This window comes from Siphonobacter sp. BAB-5385 (assembly GCF_002261125.1).
Taxonomy (GTDB): Bacteria; Bacteroidota; Bacteroidia; order Cytophagales; family Spirosomataceae; genus Siphonobacter.
Window position 1 is genome coordinate 1 of the sequence record NZ_NMPS01000086.1, and the last position, 22,728, is coordinate 22,728.

The 22,728-nt window shown below is 47.1% G+C and carries 20 protein-coding genes and 1 pseudogene; 20 read left to right on the top strand and 1 reads right to left on the bottom strand.

From position 1 onward, the window contains the following. The 17 genes and pseudogenes from BWI93_RS08455 to BWI93_RS27720 form a co-directional block, all read left to right on the top strand. Nucleotides 1-181, top strand: a 181-nt coding sequence (locus BWI93_RS08455) for a GDP-mannose 4,6-dehydratase (RefSeq protein WP_176454170.1), incomplete at its 5' end; no start/stop codon positions are given. A gap of 44 nt (nucleotides 182-225) precedes the next feature. Continuing rightward, nucleotides 226-1,512 (top strand): lipopolysaccharide biosynthesis protein, encoded by a 1,287-nt coding sequence (locus tag BWI93_RS08460; RefSeq protein WP_094810181.1) that lies wholly within the window; start codon nucleotides 226-228, stop codon nucleotides 1,510-1,512. A 29-nt stretch (nucleotides 1,513-1,541) separates the two neighbouring features. After that, nucleotides 1,542-2,270 (top strand): glycosyltransferase family 10 domain-containing protein, encoded by a 729-nt coding sequence (locus tag BWI93_RS08465; protein WP_094810183.1) that lies wholly within the window; start codon nucleotides 1,542-1,544, stop codon nucleotides 2,268-2,270. Nucleotides 2,271-2,587: 317 nt separating this feature from the next. After that, entirely contained in the window at nucleotides 2,588-3,505 is a 918-nt protein-coding gene (locus BWI93_RS08475) for a glycosyltransferase family 2 protein (RefSeq protein ID WP_094810187.1), read from the top strand. A gap of 70 nt (nucleotides 3,506-3,575) precedes the next feature. Further along, entirely contained in the window at nucleotides 3,576-4,388 is an 813-nt protein-coding gene (locus tag BWI93_RS08480) for a hypothetical protein (RefSeq protein ID WP_176454171.1), read from the top strand. A gap of 36 nt (nucleotides 4,389-4,424) precedes the next feature. After that, the gene (locus BWI93_RS08485; RefSeq protein WP_094810191.1) at nucleotides 4,425-5,453 is read left to right on the top strand and encodes a glycosyltransferase family 4 protein; all 1,029 of its coding nucleotides are present in this window, start codon (nucleotides 4,425-4,427) and stop codon (nucleotides 5,451-5,453) included. A 71-nt stretch (nucleotides 5,454-5,524) separates the two neighbouring features. Next, the gene (locus tag BWI93_RS08490; RefSeq protein WP_094810193.1) at nucleotides 5,525-6,409 is read left to right on the top strand and encodes a glycosyltransferase family 2 protein; all 885 of its coding nucleotides are present in this window, start codon (nucleotides 5,525-5,527) and stop codon (nucleotides 6,407-6,409) included. 21 nt (nucleotides 6,410-6,430) lie between these two features. Then, nucleotides 6,431-7,672 (top strand): glycosyltransferase family 4 protein, encoded by a 1,242-nt coding sequence (locus BWI93_RS08495; RefSeq protein WP_094810195.1) that lies wholly within the window; start codon nucleotides 6,431-6,433, stop codon nucleotides 7,670-7,672. 3 nt (nucleotides 7,673-7,675) lie between these two features. Next, complete coding sequence (locus BWI93_RS28150) at nucleotides 7,676-8,362, top strand: hypothetical protein (protein WP_217902248.1); 687 nt, start codon at nucleotides 7,676-7,678, stop codon at nucleotides 8,360-8,362. An 11-nt stretch (nucleotides 8,363-8,373) separates the two neighbouring features. After that, nucleotides 8,374-9,063: a hypothetical protein gene (locus BWI93_RS28155; protein ID WP_217902249.1), complete on the top strand. Its 690-nt coding sequence runs from the start codon at nucleotides 8,374-8,376 to the stop codon at nucleotides 9,061-9,063. A gap of 2 nt (nucleotides 9,064-9,065) precedes the next feature. Then, nucleotides 9,066-10,268, top strand: a complete 1,203-nt coding sequence (locus BWI93_RS08505) for a glycosyltransferase family 1 protein (RefSeq protein WP_094810197.1) — start codon at nucleotides 9,066-9,068, stop codon at nucleotides 10,266-10,268. After that, a complete protein-coding gene (locus BWI93_RS08510; protein ID WP_094810199.1) occupies nucleotides 10,265-11,416 on the top strand; it encodes a glycosyltransferase in 1,152 nt (383 codons plus the stop codon). Before BWI93_RS08505 ends, BWI93_RS08510 begins: the two co-directional genes overlap by 4 nt. A gap of 27 nt (nucleotides 11,417-11,443) precedes the next feature. Continuing rightward, nucleotides 11,444-12,010 (top strand): WcaF family extracellular polysaccharide biosynthesis acetyltransferase, encoded by a 567-nt coding sequence (locus BWI93_RS08515; protein WP_176454172.1) that lies wholly within the window; start codon nucleotides 11,444-11,446, stop codon nucleotides 12,008-12,010. An 11-nt stretch (nucleotides 12,011-12,021) separates the two neighbouring features. Beyond that, nucleotides 12,022-12,978: an NAD(P)-dependent oxidoreductase gene (locus tag BWI93_RS08520; protein WP_094810203.1), complete on the top strand. Its 957-nt coding sequence runs from the start codon at nucleotides 12,022-12,024 to the stop codon at nucleotides 12,976-12,978. Between the two features lie 791 nt (nucleotides 12,979-13,769). Then, entirely contained in the window at nucleotides 13,770-15,056 is a 1,287-nt protein-coding gene (locus BWI93_RS08525) for a WcaI family glycosyltransferase (protein WP_094810205.1), read from the top strand. A 505-nt stretch (nucleotides 15,057-15,561) separates the two neighbouring features. Continuing rightward, a pseudogene (locus BWI93_RS08530) lies at nucleotides 15,562-16,416 on the top strand (capsule assembly Wzi family protein); the annotation flags it as partial. Between the two features lie 68 nt (nucleotides 16,417-16,484). After that, nucleotides 16,485-17,042, top strand: coding sequence for a capsule assembly Wzi family protein (locus tag BWI93_RS27720; protein ID WP_255157774.1), 558 nt, complete (start codon nucleotides 16,485-16,487; stop codon nucleotides 17,040-17,042). Between the two features lie 72 nt (nucleotides 17,043-17,114). Here BWI93_RS27720 and BWI93_RS08540 read toward each other — a convergent pair whose 3' ends face one another. After that, nucleotides 17,115-17,441, bottom strand: coding sequence for a hypothetical protein (locus BWI93_RS08540; RefSeq protein WP_094810211.1), 327 nt, complete (start codon nucleotides 17,439-17,441; stop codon nucleotides 17,115-17,117). A 367-nt stretch (nucleotides 17,442-17,808) separates the two neighbouring features. On the opposite strand from BWI93_RS08540, the gene BWI93_RS08545 reads away from it, so the two are divergent. From BWI93_RS08545 to BWI93_RS08555, 3 genes are all read left to right on the top strand, one after another. Continuing rightward, nucleotides 17,809-18,864: a sensor histidine kinase gene (locus tag BWI93_RS08545; RefSeq protein ID WP_094810213.1), complete on the top strand. Its 1,056-nt coding sequence runs from the start codon at nucleotides 17,809-17,811 to the stop codon at nucleotides 18,862-18,864. A gap of 14 nt (nucleotides 18,865-18,878) precedes the next feature. Then, entirely contained in the window at nucleotides 18,879-19,610 is a 732-nt protein-coding gene (locus BWI93_RS08550; RefSeq protein WP_094810215.1) for a LytTR family DNA-binding domain-containing protein, read from the top strand. 337 nt (nucleotides 19,611-19,947) lie between these two features. Further along, a complete protein-coding gene (locus BWI93_RS08555) occupies nucleotides 19,948-22,302 on the top strand; it encodes a mechanosensitive ion channel domain-containing protein (RefSeq protein WP_233207959.1) in 2,355 nt (784 codons plus the stop codon). Nucleotides 22,303-22,728 lie beyond the last annotated feature (426 nt).

The window sequence follows — 22,728 nt, forward strand, 5'->3', positions numbered from 1 at the left end:
TCCGGCGTATTTCCGTCCGACGGAGGTAGAACTTTTGATTGGCGATCCGACCAAGTCGAAGACGAAGCTGGGCTGGGAGCCGAAGTATGATCTGGCAATGCTGGTCAGGGAGATGGTCGAGAAAGATGTGGAAGTCTTCCGGATCTCAGGCAAGATGCAGTTTGAACACATGATCGGATAATTCCCTCAACTTGATCCATTCCAGGAAACGTAAAAAGCATTCTAGTGAACGTAACCGTCGAAAAGTTAAGAGCAAACCTTCCGCACAGTAAAGTCCAGGAATGGATTAAGTTAATTTCTATTACGGGGTTAAGTCAGGCGGTCATTCAGGGCATGGGTCTGGTATGCGGGTTGTTTATTATCCGCATACTAACGCCGCAGGAATATGCCTTCTATACACTGGCCAATACCATGCTTGGGACGATGATGATTCTTGCGGATTGTGGAATCGGCAATTCAGTCATGGCTCAGGGAGGGAAAGTTTGGCAGGATCGCCAGAAGCTGGGTGTCGTACTCGCTACAGGGCTGGAGCTTCGAAAAAAACTAGCCGTAGTTAGTTTTCTGGTAGTAGCTCCTTTGTTAGCGATGCTACTGCTGCAACATGGAGCATCGCCCCTGAATACCGGGCTTATTTTGATGGCGTTGATACCCGCGTTTATGGCGGGATTATCGGATACGATTCTGGAAGTAGTACCTAAACTGACCCAACAGATTGTTCCCCTGCAAAGAAATCAGACCTTGGTCAGTATCAATCGGTTAGTGCTAGCTGTGGGGGCTTTGATACTCTGCCCCTGGACCTACGTAGCCATGCTTGCCAATGGACTTCCCCGGGTATACGGAAATCAGAAATTGCGAAAAATTGCTTACGCCATGGCGGATGAAAATCAGAAGCCGGATCCGATTGTGCGTCAGCAGATGTTTAAAACCATTAAAAGGGTCCTGCCCGAAAATATCTACTTCTGTTTATCCGGTCAGTTGACGATCTGGTTAACCTCTATTTTTGGTACAACCATGGCTTTAGCCAGTTTGGGGGCTATCGGGCGAATAGGCATGGTGATCAGTTTATTTTCCACATTATTTTCTACGCTGTTTACCCCACGGTTTGCCCGATTACCCGCTCAAAAACCCCAGCTATTCACCTATGCTATTTCAACACTGATTGGGACGAATGTTCTCGTACTGGGGATGATGCTGATGATATGGTTTTTCTCGACGGAGTTGTTATGGATTTTGGGAGAACAGTATCAGGGTCTTGAAGAAGAAATGATACTCAGCGTTTTTAATAGCTGCCTTTCTTTCGTATTAGGATGCTTTTTTTCTCTTAATGTAAGCCGTGGATGGATTATTAACCCGATTGGTTATATTCTGATTAGTGTAAGTACTACGGTCCTGTCAATGTGGATTTTTGATGTTTCTACACTAACCGGAGTATTGCAATTTAACACGGTCGTGCTTTCTGTTCAAACAGCTAGCCTGCTAGCTTATTGCCTGTACAGAATTCATAAAATCTAGTTCGGTAAAGTATAGTAAATCATAAGGATATGAAGAAGAAAATTAAATTAAAATTTACGGATTTTTATAGCAAAAAATCACACGATTTTTTGTACTTCAAAGCATTAATTGAATCAGCTTACGAAATTGAAGATTCGGAACAGCCTGATTTTGTGTTTTATTCCATGTTTGGAGATGATTATTTAAAATACGACTGTGTTAAGATATTTTATACCGGAGAGAATGTAAGGCCTAATTTTAATATATGCGATTACGCCTTTGGTTTTGACTGGATGAGTTTTGAAGATCGATATCACCGTTTACCCATCTATAAAATATGGCCCAAATTTAACGAAGTATTAAACCTGCCTTTAGTACAATCGAAAGATTTGGTCAATCGAAAATTTTGCAATTTTATTTATTCCAACGCTTCGGCTTCTTCCGAACGGGGGAATTTTTTCGATGCGTTACAGACGTACAAGCCCGTCGAATCCGCGGGGAGATACAAAAACAATGTGGGCTATCTGGTAGATGATAAGCTTGCCTATATGGCACAATTCAAGTATAGCATCGCTTTTGAGAATGTATCCAGTAATGGCTATACTACTGAGAAGATACTTGATGCTAAACTGGCTGGAACTGTACCGATTTATTGGGGTAACAAATGTATTAGTAAGGAACTGAACCCTAAGTCTTTTATTAATTGCCACGATTTTGAAAATTTTAGCGAAGTAATCAGGTATATCGATCAGTTGGAAAAAATGAAAAGGATTATTTAACCATGCTGAATGAGCCATTGTTCATAAATAATCGCATTCCTGATTACCTGGAAGATCAGTCTTTGATTCGATTTTTATCAAATATTTTCAATCAGGGTCCTGTTTTATCCAGGCGTCGCTGTGGATTATTATTTGAAAAAAAGGTAGAAACAGAATTGATAAACTACCACAAGATTCGAAGTAGTCCCGTGTCTTACTTCAATTATATGACTTCTAAAGTTTTTGCGAAAGCGAACAGATTCCTGGTGAGGTCAAACTCCATGGCCCCGAAAATCATTGGTTAATCCAGGCGGTATGACTCGTTAATCCATAAGGCTATGTTTAAGGTTTCCATTATAATTACTACGTATAAACGACCTGATTTGGTGGTCGAAGCCATTCAGTCGTGCCTCTGTCAAACGTACCCACCCTTCGAAATTATCATCGGAGATGATTCGCCGGATGATGTAACAAAACAATCCATCGAACAGCTACAGCTAACGTCGAATATCCCGATACATTATATTCATAATCAGCCTGCTCTAAAGCAGGCTCGTAACGTGAACATGCTGTTTGATGCCGTAGAGGGAGACAAAACGGTATTGTTGCACGACGATGATTTACTCCTTCCGGGAGCCCTGGAAATCATGACGCAGGCTTTTTCTGAAAATCCCGCTATTGACATTGCTTATGGAAAGCAGTACGTAATCAATGAATCAGGCCATATTGAGTTTGATAATTCTGAGAATTTCAATCACTCTTATTTCCGAAGTACGCTTTATAAAGGGAGTGTATTAACCGCTTATGAAGCAGGATTAAGTCAGCAAATTCCTAATAATGGGTACATGATTAAGTCCGCTATTATAAAAAAGACCAAATGGCGGACCGACATCGGTAATGGGTGTGAATATGAATTTGGGTACCGTTTAGGTGTAGAAGGGTATAACATGTATTACATCGACACCTACACAAGTAAATATCGGGTAGCGGCCAATTCGATGTCTGGCTCACGTACCGATGATGCGGCCTATCAGACGTATTTGATTCTTAAAAATGCTCCGAATCATACGGAGCGGGCAACAAAAATCAAAAGGCAGCGATTAACAGAACGGGCCCCCATCGCGATCACTCAGGCTATCTATACTTCGTCAAAAAAAGAAGCCGCTTCGATACTATTCAGTCCCTGGTATGGTTTACGAATTTTATCACCCCGAGGCTTCAAAAGATTACTGCTATTAGCCGGTTTTATTAATTAACAATCAATTTCAAAAATTAAAGCGAACACGGATGATTATCGTTGAGCCTAGTTTTGGATTAGCTAATCGAATGCGAGTGATTGCTTCGTGTATTCGATTAAATTCAAAACTCAATAAAGAGGTAACCATCGCCTGGCAGCAGGTAGCAGAATTAAACTGTCCGTACGAAGATTTGTTCATGCCTTTGCCGGGCCTTAACGTAATTAACAAACCTGGTTTTTACGCATGGATTAAAGCTACTCAGCAAAGCAATACCTTAAAGAAGGTTTCTGCTGCTGTAATTAATTCTTTGCTGGGTATAGATTATTGTATCAAGTTCAATCCGCTGGGAAACGAAGTTCACAAAGAGAGTGAAGCTGCGATTTTTGAAAATGTAGCCCGCTACAAAAATATTTACATAAAAACCTGCGGCGAGTTTGGTGAAAAGGACGACGTCTATCAATTGTTTCGACCGATAGAAGAACTGCAACAACGAATCGATGAACGGGTAAGTCGGTATTCCGGAAATACGATTGGATTACACATTCGTAGATCCGATCATAGAGACGCCATTGCCAATAGTCCATTAGAATCTTTTTTTACATTAATCGATCAGGAAATAGCTCGTTCCTCTGAAACGACTTTTTACTTGTCAACGGATGATCATACGACGGAGCTTCAATTAAAACAGAAGTACGGAAAGCGAATCATAACGTATGAAAAAGATTTTTCCCGTAATTCTTCCCAAGGAATCAAAGATGCGTTGGTTGATCTATACTGTCTGGCGAATACCCGGAAAATCTATGGTTCTTTCAATAGTTCCTTTTCAGATATTGCCTCACGCATCTACGGCATAGAGATTGAATTTGCGACCCGCAAATCAACGACTTCTCAATTGGTATAAACCGTTACCCTGGAAGCTACGTACAGACCTGCATCAATGAAAAAGATTCTCATTCTTTCGCACCGATTCGACCCGGATATTGGCGGCATCGAAACCGTATCCGAAATGCTGGCAACGGCATTTGTCGAGCAGGGATATGACATTCGGTTACTAACCTGGACGGTCGGCGAAAGTACCAAGGAGTACCCGTTTATCATCACGCGTAACCCCGGAGTAAAGGAATTGATTAAAGAGTATTTCTGGGCAGATGTGGTTTTCGAAAACAATCCCTGTCTGCGATTAGCCTGGCCTAACTTACTGACCAACCGGCCTTCCGTGATTGCCTTGCATACCTGGCTGCATCAAACGCCACAGGAAACGCTACAAAGCCGGATGAAACAATTCTGGCTGCGGAAAGCCCGGCAGGTCATCGCCTGTAGTGATGCCGTTCGGAAAGGTTGTTTCCCCGAAGCTGCCGTAGTAGAGAATGCCTACAACGAAAAGCTTTTTCGGCAATTACCGGGCCGTGCAAAAACTAAAGATTTTGTGTTTCTGGGGCGTCTGGTTTCTGATAAAGGTGTCGATCTGGCCATTCAGGCGTTTCATCTGCTGCGTACCCAATCCTCCGAGATGGTTTCGAGTACGCTAACGATCATCGGCGATGGTCCCGAACGGCATGCCTTACAAACACTGGCCTGTGATTTAAAAGTGGCCGCTCAGGTCCACTTCATTGGTTCCTTACAGGGCGAAAGACTGGTAAGCCAGCTCAATGAACACCGCTTTTTACTGGTGCCTTCGGTGTGGGAAGAGCCGTTTGGTATGGTGGTACTGGAAGGAATGGCTTGCGGCTGTATTCCCATTGTGGCCGACGGTGGGGGCTTGCCCGAGGCCGTGGGTACTGCTGGGGTGATCTTTAAACGGGGCGATGTGCATTCGCTGGTTGCTTCAATCCGGCAGCTCTGGACTAACACAGAACTACAACAGCAATTACGTCGAAATGCTGTACAGCATCTGGAAGAACACCAAAGCCCTCTGGTCATCAACAAATACCTCGAATTAATTAAAGCCGCCGCCAGAGCTTCTTAACGTACTTAGTTTGGTTTGTCCTCAATCCCATTGAAAGCGGTTAAAATCTTACGCTCACTCAAGCAATACGTATGGAAAAAGTATCCATTGTCATCCCGGTGTACGGCCAGTGGAATCTGGTCAAACGAAATATAGATGCTCTGCTATGGTTTGATAGCACTTTCATTAAAGAGATCATTCTGGTGGATGATTGTTCGCCCGAGCCCTGTCCCTTTGCGATTGATGCATCAACGGTGCGACTGATGCGGAACATTAATAATCTGGGCTACGCGGGTACGGTGAACCAGGGGCTTCGCTGGGCTTCTTCGGAAATCATCGTGCTCCTCGACTCGGATGCGTATCCCACGGGCCCTTTTGTGGAAACACTTCTGTCCATGTATCGCCAGGACCGAAGCATTGGCTGCATCGGTTTTGGAACCGTGGATGATCTGGGTAACAGCACCGGGAATTATCATTATGAGCCATCAGCCATTGGCCTCATTGCCGGACAGCTTCTTCAATCCAAATTAAGCTTTTTACGTTTTTGGAAAAATAAAGCGAAAATGCCGTTTTCCTGTGCCGTCAGTTTCCGAAAGGCCTGTCTGGAAGAAATGAGTTATTTCAACGATCGTGACTTTCCTGTACTGGAGTCGGATATTGACCTGAACTTACGCATTTACAAATCTGCCTGGAAACTGTACTTCACGCATGAAATCATCATGGTGCATAAGGGCGGAAATTCGTATAAAGTCAATTCCAAGCGGGTGCAGATGTACCACGAAAGTCGCTGGAAACTGCTGCGTAGGCATGGAATCATCCACGCTCCGCTTTTAAATAAAGACTTGCTCAAAACCCGGATCAATCTGGAAATTCTATTGCTGAACATCCTTACCCGTAGTAAAACCCGCAGCGAAAAATTCAAAGAAAACCTACGCGGTCGAAAAGAGCTTTTGAAAGCGGTCAATCAGTACAACTAAGCCCCGGATTCCCCATTTTCGATGAAAATTTTACTGAATCACCCCACAGGTAACGAGTTTGTGCGAGCCGCGGCCAAAGGCTTACTGGACGCCGAAATGCTCCACGAATTCCATACGGCTCTGGCTGTTTTTCCGAATACATTCCTGGATCGCCTGAGCGACATGAAACCGCTGGCCGACATTCGCCGTCGGGGCTATGAAACCGCTTTGCAACCGTATACGCACCTCTGGCCCTGGCGGGAGGTAGGTCGTCTGGTGTCGGGCAAGCTGGGTCTGAACCATTTGGTACGACACGAGAAAGGTGTATTTTCAGTGGATGGCGTTTATCAGAATCTGGACAAACACATTGCTTCACGCCTCAAAGCGACAGCTGGATCGGATATTCAGGGCGTCTACGCCTACGAAGATGGGGCGGCTAATTCCTTCCGTGAAGCCCGTAAGCGTAAAATTAGTTGCCTGTATGATTTGCCGATTGGCTACTGGCGGGCGGCTCGCCGACTGCTGGGGACGGAGTTACTGACGCGTCCGGAGTGGGCGGCTACGCTGACGGGTTTTATTGACTCCGATGAAAAGCTGGCCCAGAAAGATGAAGAGCTTCGCCTGGCGGACCAGGTTTTCGTAGCGAGTTCATTTACGGCTAAAACCTTGCAGGATTTCCCCGGAAAACTGGCACCAGTACAGGTCATTCCTTACGGATTTCCCCCCATCGTGAAAGAACGTTCGTATCGTTCGCCGGTCAATCGTCCGTTGAAGCTGCTCTTCGTAGGAGGACTCTCTCAACGCAAAGGCGTGGCCAATCTCTTTGAAGCGGTTGAAACCTTTGGCAATCGGGTAGAACTGACCGTGGTAGGCAAGAAAGCCGTACCGGATTGTGAAGCTCTAAACCAGGCTCTCACGCGACACCGCTGGATTCCCACCCTATCACACCCCGATATTCTGGCCCTGATGAAAACGCAGGATGTGCTCATCTTTCCCTCCCTGTTTGAAGGCTTTGGACTGGTGATTACGGAGGCCATGTCGCAGGGGACTCCGGTCATCACGACGGATCGCACCGCCGGACCGGATCTGATTCAATCGGGCGAGAACGGCTGGCTGATTCAGGCAGGGGTTACTCAGGCCCTGATCGAAGCGATTGATCAGCTCCTGCTTCATCCGGAACGGATTCAGCAGGTGGGAAAAGCCGCCCGTGACGCGGCCCGTCTGCGTCCCTGGCAGCGATACGGACAGGAATTAGCTACCGCTATTCAGACCCTCAACAGCTAAGTCATGCGTACTGCATTGCCAACCGCTACTGCATGGATACGCCCTTCCCGGAAGGCGTACACCCTGGGCATGAAAAGTCAGGCTCTAAGACGCCTCAAATGGGGTATCTACCTGTATTTGCTGTTACTGATTTTTGAAGGAGCCCTTCGGAAATGGGTGTTGCCCGGTTTAGCAACGCCTCTGCTGATCATTCGGGATCCGGTGAGTATCTGGCTCATCTACTCGGCCTATCAGGCGGATCTGTTTAAAAGCAATGTATATACGATTGTCGCCCTGGCCATTAGTCTGGTGGCGTTGATTACGACCATTTTATTTGGCCATTCCAATTTAACGGTGGCCTTATACGGCAGTCGGATTCTGCTGATTCATTTTCCGATCCTGTTTATCATGGGCCGTGTGCTGACCCGGGAAGATGTGATAAAAATCGGACGCGTGTTGCTCTGGATTACGCCGCCCATGACCGTACTCATGGCTATGCAGTTTTACAGCCCTCAGTCGGCCTTGGTAAACCGAGGGGTAGGGGGCGACATGGAGGGCGGTGGTTTTAGCGGAGCCATGGGTTTTTTTCGCCCACCGGGGACGTTTTCCTTTACCACGGGTCTAACCAATTTTTTAGTCTGGTTGCGGCCTATGTCTTTTTCTTCTGGCTGGAAAGTCCCTCCCGCGTCAACCGGGTACTGCTGCTGGTAGCTTCCGCTTGTTTGCTGGCTGCTATTCCGCTGTCGATCAGTCGATCGCTGCTATTTTCTATACTGCTTTCAGCGGTTTTTGCGATGGCGATTGTAGCCCGGAAACCCCGTTTTGCGGGAAAAATGGCCCTGGCTTTGGGCGGCTGCTTTCTGATACTGGTCGGCCTGAGTACGACCTCGTTTTTCCAGACGGCCACCGAGGCCTTTACGGAACGTATTGAATTTGCCAGCGACATGGAAGGTGGGGTAAAGGGTACGCTGATCGATCGCTTTTTGGGAGGAATGGCGGGGGCCATTGCCGATTCGGAAGGCCTGCCTTTCTGGGGTTTTGGTGTCGGGATGGGTACCAACGCCGGAGCCATGCTCATGACCGGAAAGGTTAATTTTCTGATTGCCGAAGGCGAATGGGGCCGACTCATCGGCGAAATGGGTATTCTGCTGGGTTTGAGTTGTGTATTTCTCCGGTTGTACGTAGCGGGTAAACTCACCTGGTTAGCCTTCCGGGCTATCGATACCGAAAATTTCTTACCCTGGATGTTACTCAGTTTTGCATTCCTAAACGTCATCCAGGGACAGTGGGCCCAGCCTACCGCTTTAGGATTCAGTATTTTATCGGGAGGGCTTACCCTGGCCGCCTTTCGAAAAGCACCAGCTAAATCGGCTGGCCTGCAAGTTCCAGCCAAAAAAACGGTGAACGCTTGAGTATGAACCTGGTTTTCTTTACGCACCCCCCCTTTCTGGACTCCCAAAGCATGCCTCGCTACGCCAAATGGCTCAGTGAGAGTATGAAAGCTCGCGGCCACGAAGTAACCGTATGGGCCCCCCAGCCTTACTGGTATAGGTTGCCCGTTCCCCGGACATTGAAAAAATGGCTGGGCTACATCGATCAGTATATCCTTTTTCCCCGGCAGGTCAAGCGTCGGATCAGACAACAGCCACCCAATAGCCTGTATATCTTTACCGACAATGCTCTTGGCCCCTGGGTTCCCCTGGTTGCCAGACAGCCCCACCTGATCCATTGCCACGACTTTACGGCTCAACGTAGTGCGGTGGGTGAAATTCCCGAAAATCCGACGGGTTTCACGGGCCGGAGGTACCAGGCCCTGATTCGTCAGGGTTACCGGAAAGGCACGCACTTTCTATCCATTTCGGAAAAAACACGCCTGGATTTACACCGCTTTCTGGGTTTTCGCCCCCAGACTTCGGAAGTCGTCTATAACGGCTTGAATCCGGTCTATCAGGTACGGGACGTAGAGCTTTCGCGGGAGGAGCTACAGGAAAAAATACAGATAAATCTTGCCAACGGCTACCTGCTGCACGTAGGAGGTAATCAATGGTACAAAAACCGGAAAGGGGTACTGAAAATGTACGAAGCCTGGCGAAAGCAGAGTCATCAAGTCCTGCCGTTGCTACTGATTGGCGACGCTCCTTCGGCCGAATTACAGGTTATGTGGCAGGCGAATGATTATCAGCAGGACATTCACTTTGTTTCGCAGCTTACGGATCGTTTCGTCAGTTACGCTTACGCCGGAGCCAGTGCTTTCCTGTTTCCGTCCCTGGCTGAGGGTTTTGGCTGGCCCATTGCTGAAGCGATGGCTTGCGGTTGCCCGGTTTTTACCACCAACGAAGCTCCGATGACCGAGGTAGCAGGTGACGCCGCCGTACTCATTCCCCGCATGCCCGCCGAGACGATAGCTCAGCAAGCCTGGGCCGCAGAAGCAGGGCAAACGCTGGAATCAGTACTGAATGCATCGGCAACGGCCAAAACCGCCCGTCGGGAGCTGGGGCTTGCCCAGGTACATCGCTTCAATGCCCGTCAGGCCATTATCGAAATAGAACACATCTACGAGGGAATTCTGGCCCGTACGCAGACTACCCTTCCGCAAACGGATCTTCAAACCGCATGAAAATACTCCACATTACGGCAACGATGGACCCCGCCACGGGTGGCGTAAGTCAGGCCGTCCGGACGATTATGGAAGGATTGTCGCAGGAAAATATTCAGAGTACCGTCATTTCACTGGATGCTCCGGAATCGCCTTTTCTGAGCAATGAAAACTTTCTGGCTCTGGGGCCGGGACAATCGCCCTGGAAGTACAGTGCCCGTTTGTTACCCTGGTTAAAGGCTCACCTGGATTATTACGATGTAGCCATCGTACATGGTTTGTGGCAGTACCACACTTACGCCGCTTATGCAGCCTGGCATTCGCTGAAAAATAAAGGGGTGAAGCTTTTTGTCATGCCCCACGGCATGTTGGATCCGTACTTTCAACGGGCCAAGGGTCGCAAGATCAAGGCCTTACGCAACTGGGTTTTCTGGAAACTCATCGAGAATCGGTTAATCAACCAGGCCGACGGACTGTTGTTTACCTGCGAAACGGAAAAGCTACTGGCCCAAACCACGTTTCAGCCCTACGCTCCGGTAAAGGAGCAGGTGTCGGGATTAGGCGTAAAACAGCCGCCATTGTTCAATTCCCTGATGAAGGAAACGTTTCTGAAGAAATGTCCGCAATTACGCAACCAGCCGTATCTCCTGTTCATCAGTCGGGTACACGAAAAGAAGGGCGTTGATGTACTGATCAAAGCCTATACTCAGGTCAAAAGCCGCGAACCCAGGTTCCCGAAACTCGTAATTGCAGGGCCCGGTCTGGAAACGCCTTTCGGACAACGGGTTCAGGATCTGGCGAACCATGATCCGGACATCATTTTCACCGGAATGCTGAGCGGTCAGGCGAAATGGGGGGCGTTCTACGGGTGCGAAGCCTTCGTATTGCCCAGCCATCAGGAAAATTTCGGCATTGCCGTCATTGAGGCCATGGCCTGTGGTAAACCCGTGTTAATCAGTGATCAGGTGAACATTTGGCGGGAAATCGTCAGCGGTGGCGGTGGAATGATTTGTCTGGATACGCAGGCCGGCGTACAGGAAATGCTGAGCCAGTGGGCCCAACTAAGCGGTTCGCAAAAGCAGCAAATGAATGAGGGCTCCAGAACGACCTATCACCGTGAGTTCAGCGTTCAACAGACCACTCAAAAAATGATGGCTCTGCTGCATTAGTCTTTCTTATTCCCAATCCCTGGCATCATGGAGTATCAACACTTAAACCGATTTACGGTACCGGAAAGCTTTCGTGGCCGTTCCAAACTAACAATACAGTTGTGGTGGATCATACAGGGAACCCTTTTCGCCTGGTCCCCTCAGGTGCTATACGGCTGGCGTCGCTTTCTGCTCAGGTTGTTTGGAGCTAAAATCGGATCAAAAGTTCTGGTGCGATCAACCGTTAAGATTACCTATCCCTGGAACCTCGAAATCGGCGATTACAGCTGGGTAGGAGACGATTGCACCCTGTACAATCTCGGAAAAATCAGCATTGGCAGGCACGTTGCCATTGCTCATAAAGTATATCTCAACACGGGGGGGCACGACTACCAGAACCTGACGTTCGACATTTTCGCGGAATCCGTTCGCATTGAAGACCAGTGCTGGCTGACCAACGATGTGTACGTTGCTCCGGGTGTAACGATTGGAAAAGGCACCGTTGTTGGAGCAAGAAGTTCCGTATTCAAAAGTATCCCTGAAGGAAAGGTTTGCGTAGGGTCGCCCGCCCGAATCATCAAAGATCGCCTTCATTCTCACGCTGTTTTACTCTAACGTATTTGCCCATGGCAAAGATCTTAGTCACCGGAGGTTCCGGATTCATCGGAACCAATTTGATAGATGCCTTACTGAATCAGAATCTGCCCGTATTGAATCTGGATGTAGCCCCTCCGAAGAAGGAAAGTCACCGGGCCTGCTGGCTGCCCGTGGATATTCGGGATTACGAAAGTCTGCACCAAACCATTACGGAATTTTCGCCCACGCTGGTTATTCATCTGGCGGCTCGTACGGATTTACGCAGTAATCGCTTGAAAGACTATTCAGCTAATACGGATGGCGTAGAAAATTTACTCACGGTTTTAGATACGCTACCCGAGTTACGAAGGGTCATTTTTGCGTCATCCATGTACGTCTGTCAGCCGGGATACCAGCCACAGCATGGCGATGACTATGCTCCACATACGGTATATGGCGAGAGTAAGGTCCTGACGGAAAAGATTATCAAGGAAAAAAATCCAGCGTATACCTGGACCATCATTCGACCGACTTCCATCTGGGGACCGTATTTCGGGGAACCCTATGACCTGTTTTTTAAAATCATACTGGGAAGAAAATTCTTCCACCTCGGACAGCGAGCCTGTAAGAAAACCTACGGTTACATTGATAACACGATTTATCAGATCATGTCAATTCTGTCGGCTTCACCCGTGAGCGTGCATACGAAAGTAGTTTATCTCGGGGATTACGATCCGTACGATATTTCTATCTGGGCGAATGAAATAGCCGGTTGCGTCCGAATCAGGATACCGACGCTCCCCTTTCCACTCTTCCGGGTTGCGGCAAAGGTTGGAGATGGTTTACAGAAACTGAAGGTAAAGTTTCCCATGACTACCTTTCGCCTGAAGAATATGACTACGGACAATATCCTGGATTTGAGTCTGATTCGCACCCTGGCTCCAACCTTGCCGGTATCAAGACTCACGGGTACGCAACGAACCATTGAATGGATTAACAAAAGGTAAAATGAGTTAATCCGTTAATTTTATTCCTGTGCGTATTGAGTAAAAAAATGTTTTTTGGTTTTTAAAACTATTGTTAGAAATGTTTTTAAAATATTTAGATAAACTGTATTGATTTGAGTCAAACATTTTTATATTTGCTAGGAGAAAATAAGTGTCTGTTTGTTGTACACAATGTTTCTTTTAAATCCTTCTTAATCCCGCCGGTTAAGGTCCATCGTAAGAAGATACCCGCTGTTATCTATTTGCTATTTTTAAGAGCAATCTTACGTCCGTAGTGTATCTTTTGCTCTGATCTGTTGCACTGCGTTTGACTATCCCCTAAGTAATGCCAGTACGCGTACCTTTTTATTTAAATAATTGTCCAAAAATCAGCAAATAAACGCCAATATTTCTGATGTAAAGTATTTAAACTGGATAGCTGCTTAAGCTATTGGTGGGCATTATTTAAATCCATCTTAAAAATCAATGCACACGTTACCGGGAAGCCAGTAGTCATGCTACTACTTTCCTGCTCTTGCTATTTCATTATCTGTTTTAGGTACTGCAAATGCGGTTGTCCCATGCATCTCGTGAATAATTTAATTTCCGTCGCTGATGGAAATGTAAATGGATTGATTCCAGTTACCAACGTATTTTAATCTGCTCAACATCGCTTGTTACGCAGAGTTAAAAGCGACTGGAATGGCATGTCTCAAACGATAGTCGGTCCTGGTTGTCTGACTGAAATTTTAGATCACAAAATTGGTAATGAGTGAAGGTACTAGGACTTAACCCCCCTAAACAGTTAACCAATGAAAATACTACTATTTGGCATTAATTACTCGCCCGAATTAACGGGGATTGGGAAGTATACGGGAGAGCTTGGAGCCTGGATGGCTCAACAGGCACACGAAGTGGAAGTTATTACTTCGCATCCGTATTATCCGCAATGGAGTGTTCATCCTTCACACAAAGGCAAACTGTGGTTTACGGAAACGGTTGAGGGAGCTGCCGTCCACCGTTGCCCCATGTATGTGCCTCAAAAAGTAACGTCAGTGAAGCGAATCATTCATGAATTTTCTTTTCTGATCAGTAGTCTGTTTTACTGGATACCTATCTTTTTTTCTTCTAAAAAATTTGACCTCGTTTTCTGCATTGCACCTCCGTTTCACTTAGGCTTCATTCCGTTTCTGTATGCGAAAGTAAGGGGCGTACCTTTTGTGAATCATGTACACGATTTGCAGGTCGATGCCGCAAAAGATCTGGGCATGATTAAGAACGAGCGTTTCCTGGATATGCTCTTTAAAGCGGAGCGTTACGTACTTCAGAAGGCAGACCGGGTAACGACCATTAGCCCCGGAATGCTCACCAAAATCCAGAAGAAGGGCATTCGGTCCGACAAAACTTCGCTTATACCTAATTGGGTAGATGCCGTTGAAATTGCTCCGCTGGATTCCTCCGAGTCTTTGCGAAAGGAGTTTGGCTTAGCAGAAGAAGATAAAGTGATTCTTTACGCGGGAAATCTGGGTGAAAAGCAGGGACTTGACCTGATTGTAAGTGCCGCTCAGGCTTTCCAAAAACAAAAAGAGATTCAGTTTATTGTCGTGGGATCGGGGGGTGGTAAATCCAAATTAATTGAACAGGTTGACGCTTTAAACCTTGCAAATGTTCGTTTTTTTCCCTTGCAGCCTTACGAAAAACTATCGGCTCTTTTGGCTACGGCCGACGTGCACCTGGTATTACAGAAAAAAGCTGCTTCTGATCTGGTCTTACCTTCCAAGCTTACCAGTATTTTATCAGCAGCGGGTTGTGCGGTGATTACCGCCGTTCCGGATACTACCTTATATACGATGGTTGAAAAGCATGAAATGGGTATTTTGATCGAACCCGAATCTGCCTTAGCATTAGTGGAAGGCATTACGTATGCGTTGACCTGCGATCGTTCGGTATACCAAAAGAATGGCCGGGCCTATGCGGAAATGTATTTAAGTAAAGATGCTATTCTTAAGGATTTTGAATCGTTTTGTTTGTCCTTTAGAAAGCAAAAAACGTACGTTGTGTCAACGCAGGAATTAATCCCGGTAAGTGCAGAAATTTAAATGATCAGTATTCCTTAAGGACATGGATACACTGCAATTGTTGACGTATGTAATTCGTTAAGCCGCCTTTGCTATATTTAATTTATGCTTATCAGGTTGTGCAGGATATACTATTCTGTATAACCTGATATGTGCTTATATACAGGATTTAATATGAAAAATATTACAAAAAAATAGGTTTAACTATTGACTTTTAAAATTTGAATATTACCTTTGAATCATCAATTGAATAGCGGTTCAGTTGATGATTTTTTGAACTCCTGTTGTGGCGGCAACAGGAGTTTTTTTTGTATTTATTACTTTCATCAACTAGATATAGTAGTGATAATTTGTTTAATCAAAGCAAAATTAAATGTTCTATAAAAGGTGATCTATTTCTCTATAATCGTGTAAATTTCAGAGAAAATTTATACGATTATAGGCTTTTAATAAGTATTGATTTTTCCGTTCATACATAGGCCTTATTCAATGATTAACCCTGTTCAGTATTCCCCGCCTTTCCCCTATGCTACACCGTATATTCGTCGCTATCGTCCTCCTGTTAAGTGCCTCTCTGACGTATGGGCAAACGCCTCTGTTGCCCTATCCCGATACGACTTCGGTAGAGGGTATTCGCTATCACGTGGGTGTAGACGGACTGGCTACTACCAATGCCCGCACGCCGTTCTGGTTTCATGCCAATCAGTTTGGTACCGTTCCCCTAACCGCACCGGCGGGATTGCTGCGAGTGGGCCTGCGTGGGTTGTGGGGAGACGTTCATGCCTCACGTAAACCCGTGTATTCGATTAGCATTGAGTCGGTTGGACAGGCTAGTATAAAAACGAAGCTCCTGGTACCCGAAGCCTATGCGGGCATCCGTTTGGGGCATACTGAACTATACGCGGGCCGGAGGCGGGAAATAAATGGCTTAACCGATACCTTACTAACATCGGGTTCGGTGACCTGGTCGGGTAATGCTCTGCCCATAACGCAGATTCGCCTGGGTACGCGTGAGTACGCTCCCTTAAAATTTACCCGGAATTTTGTTGCCCTGAATGCCTTTATCAGTCACGGCTGGTTTGCCAATACTGATTCCATGAAAAACGTGTTGTTACACGCCAAATCCATCTTCGTCCGTCTGGGTAAACCCGAAGCCCGGATACATTTGTACGGGGGCATCAATCATTTTGTTCAATGGGGCGGGTACTCGCCCTATATTCAGGATACGTTTTTGGCGAACGATGGCCGGATGCCCTTTTCCTGGAGAACATTTGGGAAAGTGGTATGGCCTACGGCGGTGGAAGATAATGCCGACGGACAATTCAGCGGTATTGATACGCTCAATCGCGTGGGCAATCACCTGGGTTCACTGGATGCGGGTCGGAGATTAACGGTTCGGGGGGGCAGTTTCTCTTCTACACCCAGCATTTATACGAAGATCTGTCCGGCCTGTCGTTCAAGAATTTTCCGGATGGTCTGTTTGGTGTTCGCTGGAAAACGAAACCCAGGGGCGGGGCTTTCAAGTTGCGTCAGCTTACCCTGGAATTCATTACCTCGCTCAACCGTAGTGGGACAGGAGCCAAGGGCCACGACGATTATTTTTACAACGGGCAATACCTGGACGGTTGGGTGCATCGCCGGTTTGTAATCGGTACGCCGCTTTTTATTCAGGGACGCGATTTGCCGGGAGCCGTGCGGCAGAGAAATACCTGGTTTAACCGGGAACGGCCCGTCAGCAACAATGCCGTACAATCGCTGCATTTGGGGGTGTACGGAATCTGTTTTCATCGCGTCACCGCCTTACTTCGTACGACGATCAGCCGCTACCATGCCCTGAATACCGGAGATACGTACCCGCAGGTTTCGCTGGGGCTTGAACTTCACCAGATACCGCTGCCGGGCAAACTGGAAGCGAGCGTCAAAGTAGGGTACGATACCGGGGAAATTTTTCAGTCGAACTGGGGCGTAATGCTTTCCTGCCGGAAACTGGGCTTTTTACGGTGGTGAAACCGGCTTCAGATAAAGAAAAAGCCCGTTCAGCGAACGAGCTTTTTGCTTGCTTATGATGAGGTAATGCACTTAATTCTTCTTGAAAGCCACTTTTACATAGTTCTCAGATTCGGGTAGCGAGGGTAGGGTACGAGAGCGATTCAGAACCTGGCTCAAGGTCGCATCGAGTCGTTTGACTACTTTTTTTCGACTGATATTCAGCCGAAGATCTTCGAGTTTTTCCTCGTAAATCAGGATTCCATTTTCCGCGTAGAAGCGAACGATGGAGCCTTGTTTCGTACGAAGGTTGTCTTCTACTACCCAAAAGCCCGTTTTAGGCTGCGATTCCTTTTTCTGAGCTTGAGCGGCTGTGCCAAGCAGGGCTAAAAAGAATAGGGTGGCTAGTTGCTTTTTCATGACGATTATAAATGAAGGTTGATAGCTGATGGATTAGTCGTTGATGGACGGTTCAAAAATAACAGCGTGAAAATAGTCTAAACGAGGAAGTAGTCCGGTAGCTGCTTTCGTAGGTCAGAGAGCAGCGTTTGAGTCTACGGAGTGTACTGATCGTCGGTAAAAGTCATTCAGCGACGGAAGCCCGTCGTTCGTAGAAAAATCGGTTCACTGGGCGGAATTCCGCTGGCATTCCGCTAAATTTCAGAGAAACCCGTGCAACGAAAAACGCATGTAGGAATCTTTAGTTGACCATGAAATCTACCTTCGGCTATCACTTCATTTTTCTACCAAACCCCGGGACCGGATTCGGCGGCACCTGCTGCTCTGGATGAGCTGGATTCTGTTTTCTACGCTGATTTATCTGCCCGTGAATATGCGGGGCGTGGAAACGCCGGATACGCAGGTGTTTCTGCTGACCCTCATCGAAGCCATTTGTTTTACCATTTTTTCGCACGCCGTATTTGCCTATCTACTAGCTTACTGGCTGATTCCCCGCTTTTTCTATACGAAACAATTTGGATTTTTTCTGGTGGGTTTTATTGGAATCATCATTGTTCAGGCGGTGGGGGCCTTTGCCGTGGGCGAACTGGTGCTGCGGCATTACCGGGCCATCATTAAGTTTCCGTTTCGAAACCACAGTATTCTACTCGGATTACTCGCGGGTGTACGGGGTGGTACGACGATTGGTGGATTCGTAGCGGCCATCGTCATTATGAAGAACTTAGTGAAGCAGCAGGAAGCCTTTGGGCAGGTACAACGGGAGAAACTCGGAGCCGAACTACAATTACTCAAATCGCAGCTGCACCCGCATTTTCTGTTTAATACGCTGAACAATCTCTACGCGTTGACGCTAAAAAACTCCCCGCGTTCGCCGGAAATCGTTCTCAAACTTTCGTCCCTGCTTCGGTACATGCTCTATGAATGCAATGCCGAGGAAGTACCGCTGGAAAAGGAAATTCACTTTTTAAAGCATTATATCGAGCTGGAGCAATTGCGATACGGTGATCGGCTGGACGTTTCCCTGCAAATCAGTGGAGACTATACCGGGAAAAACATTGCACCGCTGTTGCTCATTCCTTTTCTGGAAAATAGTTTCAAACATGGTACTAGTACCCAGCTCGATCAGGCCTGGATTAGTCTGGACCTGTACGTGCAGGATGATCAGTTGTTTTTTAAACTCATCAATAGCCGTGATGCGGAGGAGATTCGTACGGGCATGGGCGGAATTGGCCTGCAAAACGTTCGCAAACGTCTGGACTTGCTGTATCCCAACACCCATGAACTACGGTGTGTGGAAACCGAAGATACCTTTCTGATTATACTTAATCTGGCACTCCATCCGAGCGTAACCCGGATGGAAACTGCAACTACCGTTTCTGTTTAACCTTCAGTCGCCTTATGTCTAAGACTCGCTGTTTATTAGTAGATGATGAACCACCCGCTCTGGAAATTCTGGAATCGTATCTGGAAGGACTGGATGGCTTTGAAGTGGTGGCATCCTGCTCCAACGCTATCCAGGCGTTTCGGATTTTGCAGGAAAAACCCGTGGATGTACTCTTTCTCGACATACACATGCCGAAATTACTGGGTACGGATTTGCTGCGAACTCTGCCCCATCCGCCTCAGGTAATTTTTACAACGGCTCACCCCGAGTTTGCGGTGGATGCCTTCGACCTCGCTGCGGTGGATTACTTACTCAAACCCATTGCCTTCGACCGCTTCTTACGGGCAGTGGCCAAAGTAGAACGGCCGGATCAGAAACCGCTGCCTCTACCGGTGGAGAAAGAGCAGAGTGTAACCAGTCAGGATGCCTTTTTGTACTTTCGGGCCGATCGAAAAATGGTGAAAGTGTTTTTGAAGAATATTCTGTACATCGAAAGCCTGAAAGATTATGTCAAGGTAATTACGCAAAACGAAAAGCCGCTGGTGGTCAAACAATCCATGAGTGCCCTGGAGGAAACCCTTCCCCAGCGGGAATTCCTGCGGATTCATCGTTCGTACCTGGTAGCTATCGACAAGATCAAGGCCTATACGCCCACGCATCTGGAAGTAGGTGGGCTGGAATTACCCATCGGTCGCCTGTATCAGAAAGAGGTAAGCCGGGCCTTGACCTCGTCTGCCTTGACGTAAAAGAAGGGGTAGAGCGTTGAATGGAGCATCCCGAAGGTATAGCCTTTCGGGATGTTTTTTTGAAGGACTGGAAACGCTATTAGAGTCTATCTCGTATAACGAGCCGATTTTAAGGTTCAGACAAATATTAAAACGTAAATATTTTAGCAAATTTTATAAGTAGGAACTAACGATAATTACTGGGGAAAAGCTGTAAATCCCCTCTGCCGGAACAATAATTTTGCGAAAACATATCGCCCGCCGGCGTACAGTAGGTATTAAAAAGCTGCTGTGACGCTATTCTCCGGGTAGCAATTAGCTACCCCATTGAGATTCATTCATTTATACCGTATTGCTTATGATGAAGTTATTGCATCTTTTTTTCCTGAAACCACAAAAAAGTTATTGGCTAGGCTTACTCCTGTTGTTGAGTACACTTCCGGTGTTAGCTCAGGATCAGGTACCCATACTGGCCGATTCAGTTCATGCCATTCCGGATACGCTGCTTTTCAAAATTCAGAAAGCCCAGGCGGCGATTACGGAAATCAACGCGGCCAACAAAAAAGAATACGGCGTTAATCGCATTCAGGAGGGGATCGAACAGGCGGAAACTACCATTAATCCGATCAAAGCGGATCTGACTACCTCGGGCTCGACGTTACACGCCAAAGATTTACAGAGTTACAGTCTGATTTTAAAAGACGCCCAAACGAAGCTTACGGCCTGGCAAAATAGTTTGTCCAAGGCCAGTAACGATTTGCAAAAACGGGCCAATCAGGTCATCGGGCTTAGTAAAGACTCGCTCCTCAACGTAACGGAAACGGATGTTGCCGAAAAACAACTCTATACCGCTCAGCTGACCGAACTGAAAATTCGCTTACAACGCTCGGGCGAGCGGACCACGGCCAAACTCGACACCATTAGTCGCTTACTGGCTAACGTATCCGCTCTGAGTCTGACCGTAACGGACCTGCAAAACCAGGTACAGGAGCAGCTCCGAACCTCCGGCGAAAATGTGTATTCCAAGGAGTCGCCCTACCTCTGGGAAGCTCCCAATCGGGTGGACAGAACCAACGTCGAGCGAATTGTCAGTTCGTCTTATCAGGGCCAGAAAAAAATCCTGAGCTATTTCCTCAATTCGGCCTGGGATAACCGCGTATTGCTTTTGCTAACGGCGGCGGCCTTCTTCATCTGGGTGTATTCAAACTTTAAAAAGGCCCGTAAGCTCGAACTGCGTCAAAAACTGGGGGACTTAAAATTTCAGCACATCACTCCGGTACCGATTCTGGCTACGTTCATTGTACTATTCAACCTGCCACCGCTGTTTGAGCCAGATTCACCCTCGCTGTACATTGAATTAACCCAGTTTTTCCTGCTGGTCTGCTTGACCATCAGTTTGAGAAGCATTGTCAAGGGAGAGGATCGCAAGCACTGGCTGATGCTGGTAGGACTGTATATGACGCTGATTATCGTCAATACGCTGCTGAATGATTCACTATACCTGCGGCTGGGCCTGTTGGCATTGAATGGTACGTTCCTGTATCTCGGGATGCTGATTTACCGCAAGCTCAAGCAGACGCCGGTGAAGGAGCGGTTGATTAAACCGGTAGTTATTCTCTACCTGGTTTTGAATGTACTGGCGATTCTCCTGAACATTTTTGGCCGGGTAAGTCTGGCGAAAGTGTATAGTATGACGGCCGTCATTGGCCTGATCCAGATGGTGGGACTGGATGTATTCATTCAGATTCTTTCCGATGCCCTTGAATTACAGATTAAGCTAAGTGCCTGCTCCGAAGGGATCTTCTCCCGGGTAAGCATTCCGCGTTCCCGAGCGGCCTTCCGCCGGGCCATGACGGTAGTTGCCATCATTCTATGGGTACTGGTATTCTTCATTAATCTGGGTGTTGCGGGCGGCGTATTTGCTCTGTTACAGCAAATATTGACCAAGACCCGGACGTTTGGTAGCGTGACCTTCACGCTGGGTAATATCCTGCTGTTTGGTGTGATTGTGTACGTAGCCAACCTGCTCCAGAAGCATATTGGTGTCCTGTTCGGAGAATCGAGCGTTACGTTTGACAATAAGACCGAACGGAAAAGCTCCAAGCTGGTACTGATTCGACTGGTTATTCTGATTTTGGGAGTATTGATGGCCATTACGGCTTCAGGAATTCCCATGGATCGATTGACGGTGGTACTGGGGGCTCTTTCAGTTGGAATTGGTCTGGGGATGCAGAATATTGTGAACAACTTCGTATCCGGTATCATCCTGATTTTTGAAAAACCCTTCCAGATTGGGGATTACGTAGAACTGGCCGATAAGAAGGGGAAAGTACAGGACATTGGTATTCGTTCCAGCAAAATGCTAACCCCGCAGGGATCGGTCGTCGTCATTCCCAATGGTGATTTATTGTCGGGTCGTCTGGTGAACTGGACGCTGAGTAATTCGTACCTGAAAACGGAACTTACGTTCAAGGTAAATGCCGACGCCGATCTGGACAAGGTGACTAAAATTGTGGAAACCGAAATCGGCAAATTAAATGATTCCCTTAAAAACATACCGCCCGAAGTGCTGGTCAACGCCATCGCCGCCGACAGCATCGAACTGAAAATACTGGCCTGGGTGACGAATATTTATGTCGAAGCTAACTTCAAAAGTCAGTTACTTACCCGGCTGATGGTACGGTTCAAGGAAGCGGAGATTAAAGTAATGTAATAGGTAGGTTTTGTTTTAGAAAGATCAGCTGACTAATAAGGTTACGTTCTGCTGAAACTGCTCGTCTCTCCGTAGGAAGTTAGATTTCAAACAATTATCAACAAGTAACTGGTGTTTAAAAGTTAGCATTTCGTCCGACATACACGGCTGGTTTTTAGTCCATATCGCGAACGCTGCTCTTTTCATCCTACTCAAGGCCAACGCTTTGCGGATGAAAAAGGCGGCTTCTCGCGATAGGACGGGGATCGGGTTTCTGTCGACCATGAAGGTATTCGAATATATTTTAACAACTCGCAACAAACAACTTTTAGAAGATATAAGAAGATGAAAACCCCTCCCGCCTGTAAGCATTCCATGCTGGGCCATCCCATGGGGGCCATCCTATGGTGGGAACAATGCGGTGGCCTGGAGCTAAGCTAGGCAGTT

Coding starts and splice junctions, on each gene's coding strand:
- BWI93_RS08465 (WP_094810183.1), top strand. CDS start 1,542: ATGAAGAAGAAAATTAAATTAAAATTTACGGATTTTTATAGCAAAAAA.
- BWI93_RS08475 (WP_094810187.1), top strand. CDS start 2,588: ATGTTTAAGGTTTCCATTATAATTACTACGTATAAACGACCTGATTTG.
- BWI93_RS08480 (WP_176454171.1), top strand. CDS start 3,576: ATGCGAGTGATTGCTTCGTGTATTCGATTAAATTCAAAACTCAATAAA.
- BWI93_RS08485 (WP_094810191.1), top strand. CDS start 4,425: ATGAAAAAGATTCTCATTCTTTCGCACCGATTCGACCCGGATATTGGC.
- BWI93_RS08490 (WP_094810193.1), top strand. CDS start 5,525: ATGGAAAAAGTATCCATTGTCATCCCGGTGTACGGCCAGTGGAATCTG.
- BWI93_RS08495 (WP_094810195.1), top strand. CDS start 6,431: ATGAAAATTTTACTGAATCACCCCACAGGTAACGAGTTTGTGCGAGCC.
- BWI93_RS28150 (WP_217902248.1), top strand. CDS start 7,676: ATGCGTACTGCATTGCCAACCGCTACTGCATGGATACGCCCTTCCCGG.
- BWI93_RS08505 (WP_094810197.1), top strand. CDS start 9,066: ATGAACCTGGTTTTCTTTACGCACCCCCCCTTTCTGGACTCCCAAAGC.
- BWI93_RS08510 (WP_094810199.1), top strand. CDS start 10,265: ATGAAAATACTCCACATTACGGCAACGATGGACCCCGCCACGGGTGGC.
- BWI93_RS08515 (WP_176454172.1), top strand. CDS start 11,444: ATGGAGTATCAACACTTAAACCGATTTACGGTACCGGAAAGCTTTCGT.
- BWI93_RS08520 (WP_094810203.1), top strand. CDS start 12,022: ATGGCAAAGATCTTAGTCACCGGAGGTTCCGGATTCATCGGAACCAAT.
- BWI93_RS08525 (WP_094810205.1), top strand. CDS start 13,770: ATGAAAATACTACTATTTGGCATTAATTACTCGCCCGAATTAACGGGG.
- BWI93_RS08540 (WP_094810211.1), bottom strand. CDS start 17,441: ATGAAAAAGCAACTAGCCACCCTATTCTTTTTAGCCCTGCTTGGCACA.
- BWI93_RS08545 (WP_094810213.1), top strand. CDS start 17,809: ATGAGCTGGATTCTGTTTTCTACGCTGATTTATCTGCCCGTGAATATG.
- BWI93_RS08550 (WP_094810215.1), top strand. CDS start 18,879: ATGTCTAAGACTCGCTGTTTATTAGTAGATGATGAACCACCCGCTCTG.
- BWI93_RS08555 (WP_233207959.1), top strand. CDS start 19,948: ATGATGAAGTTATTGCATCTTTTTTTCCTGAAACCACAAAAAAGTTAT.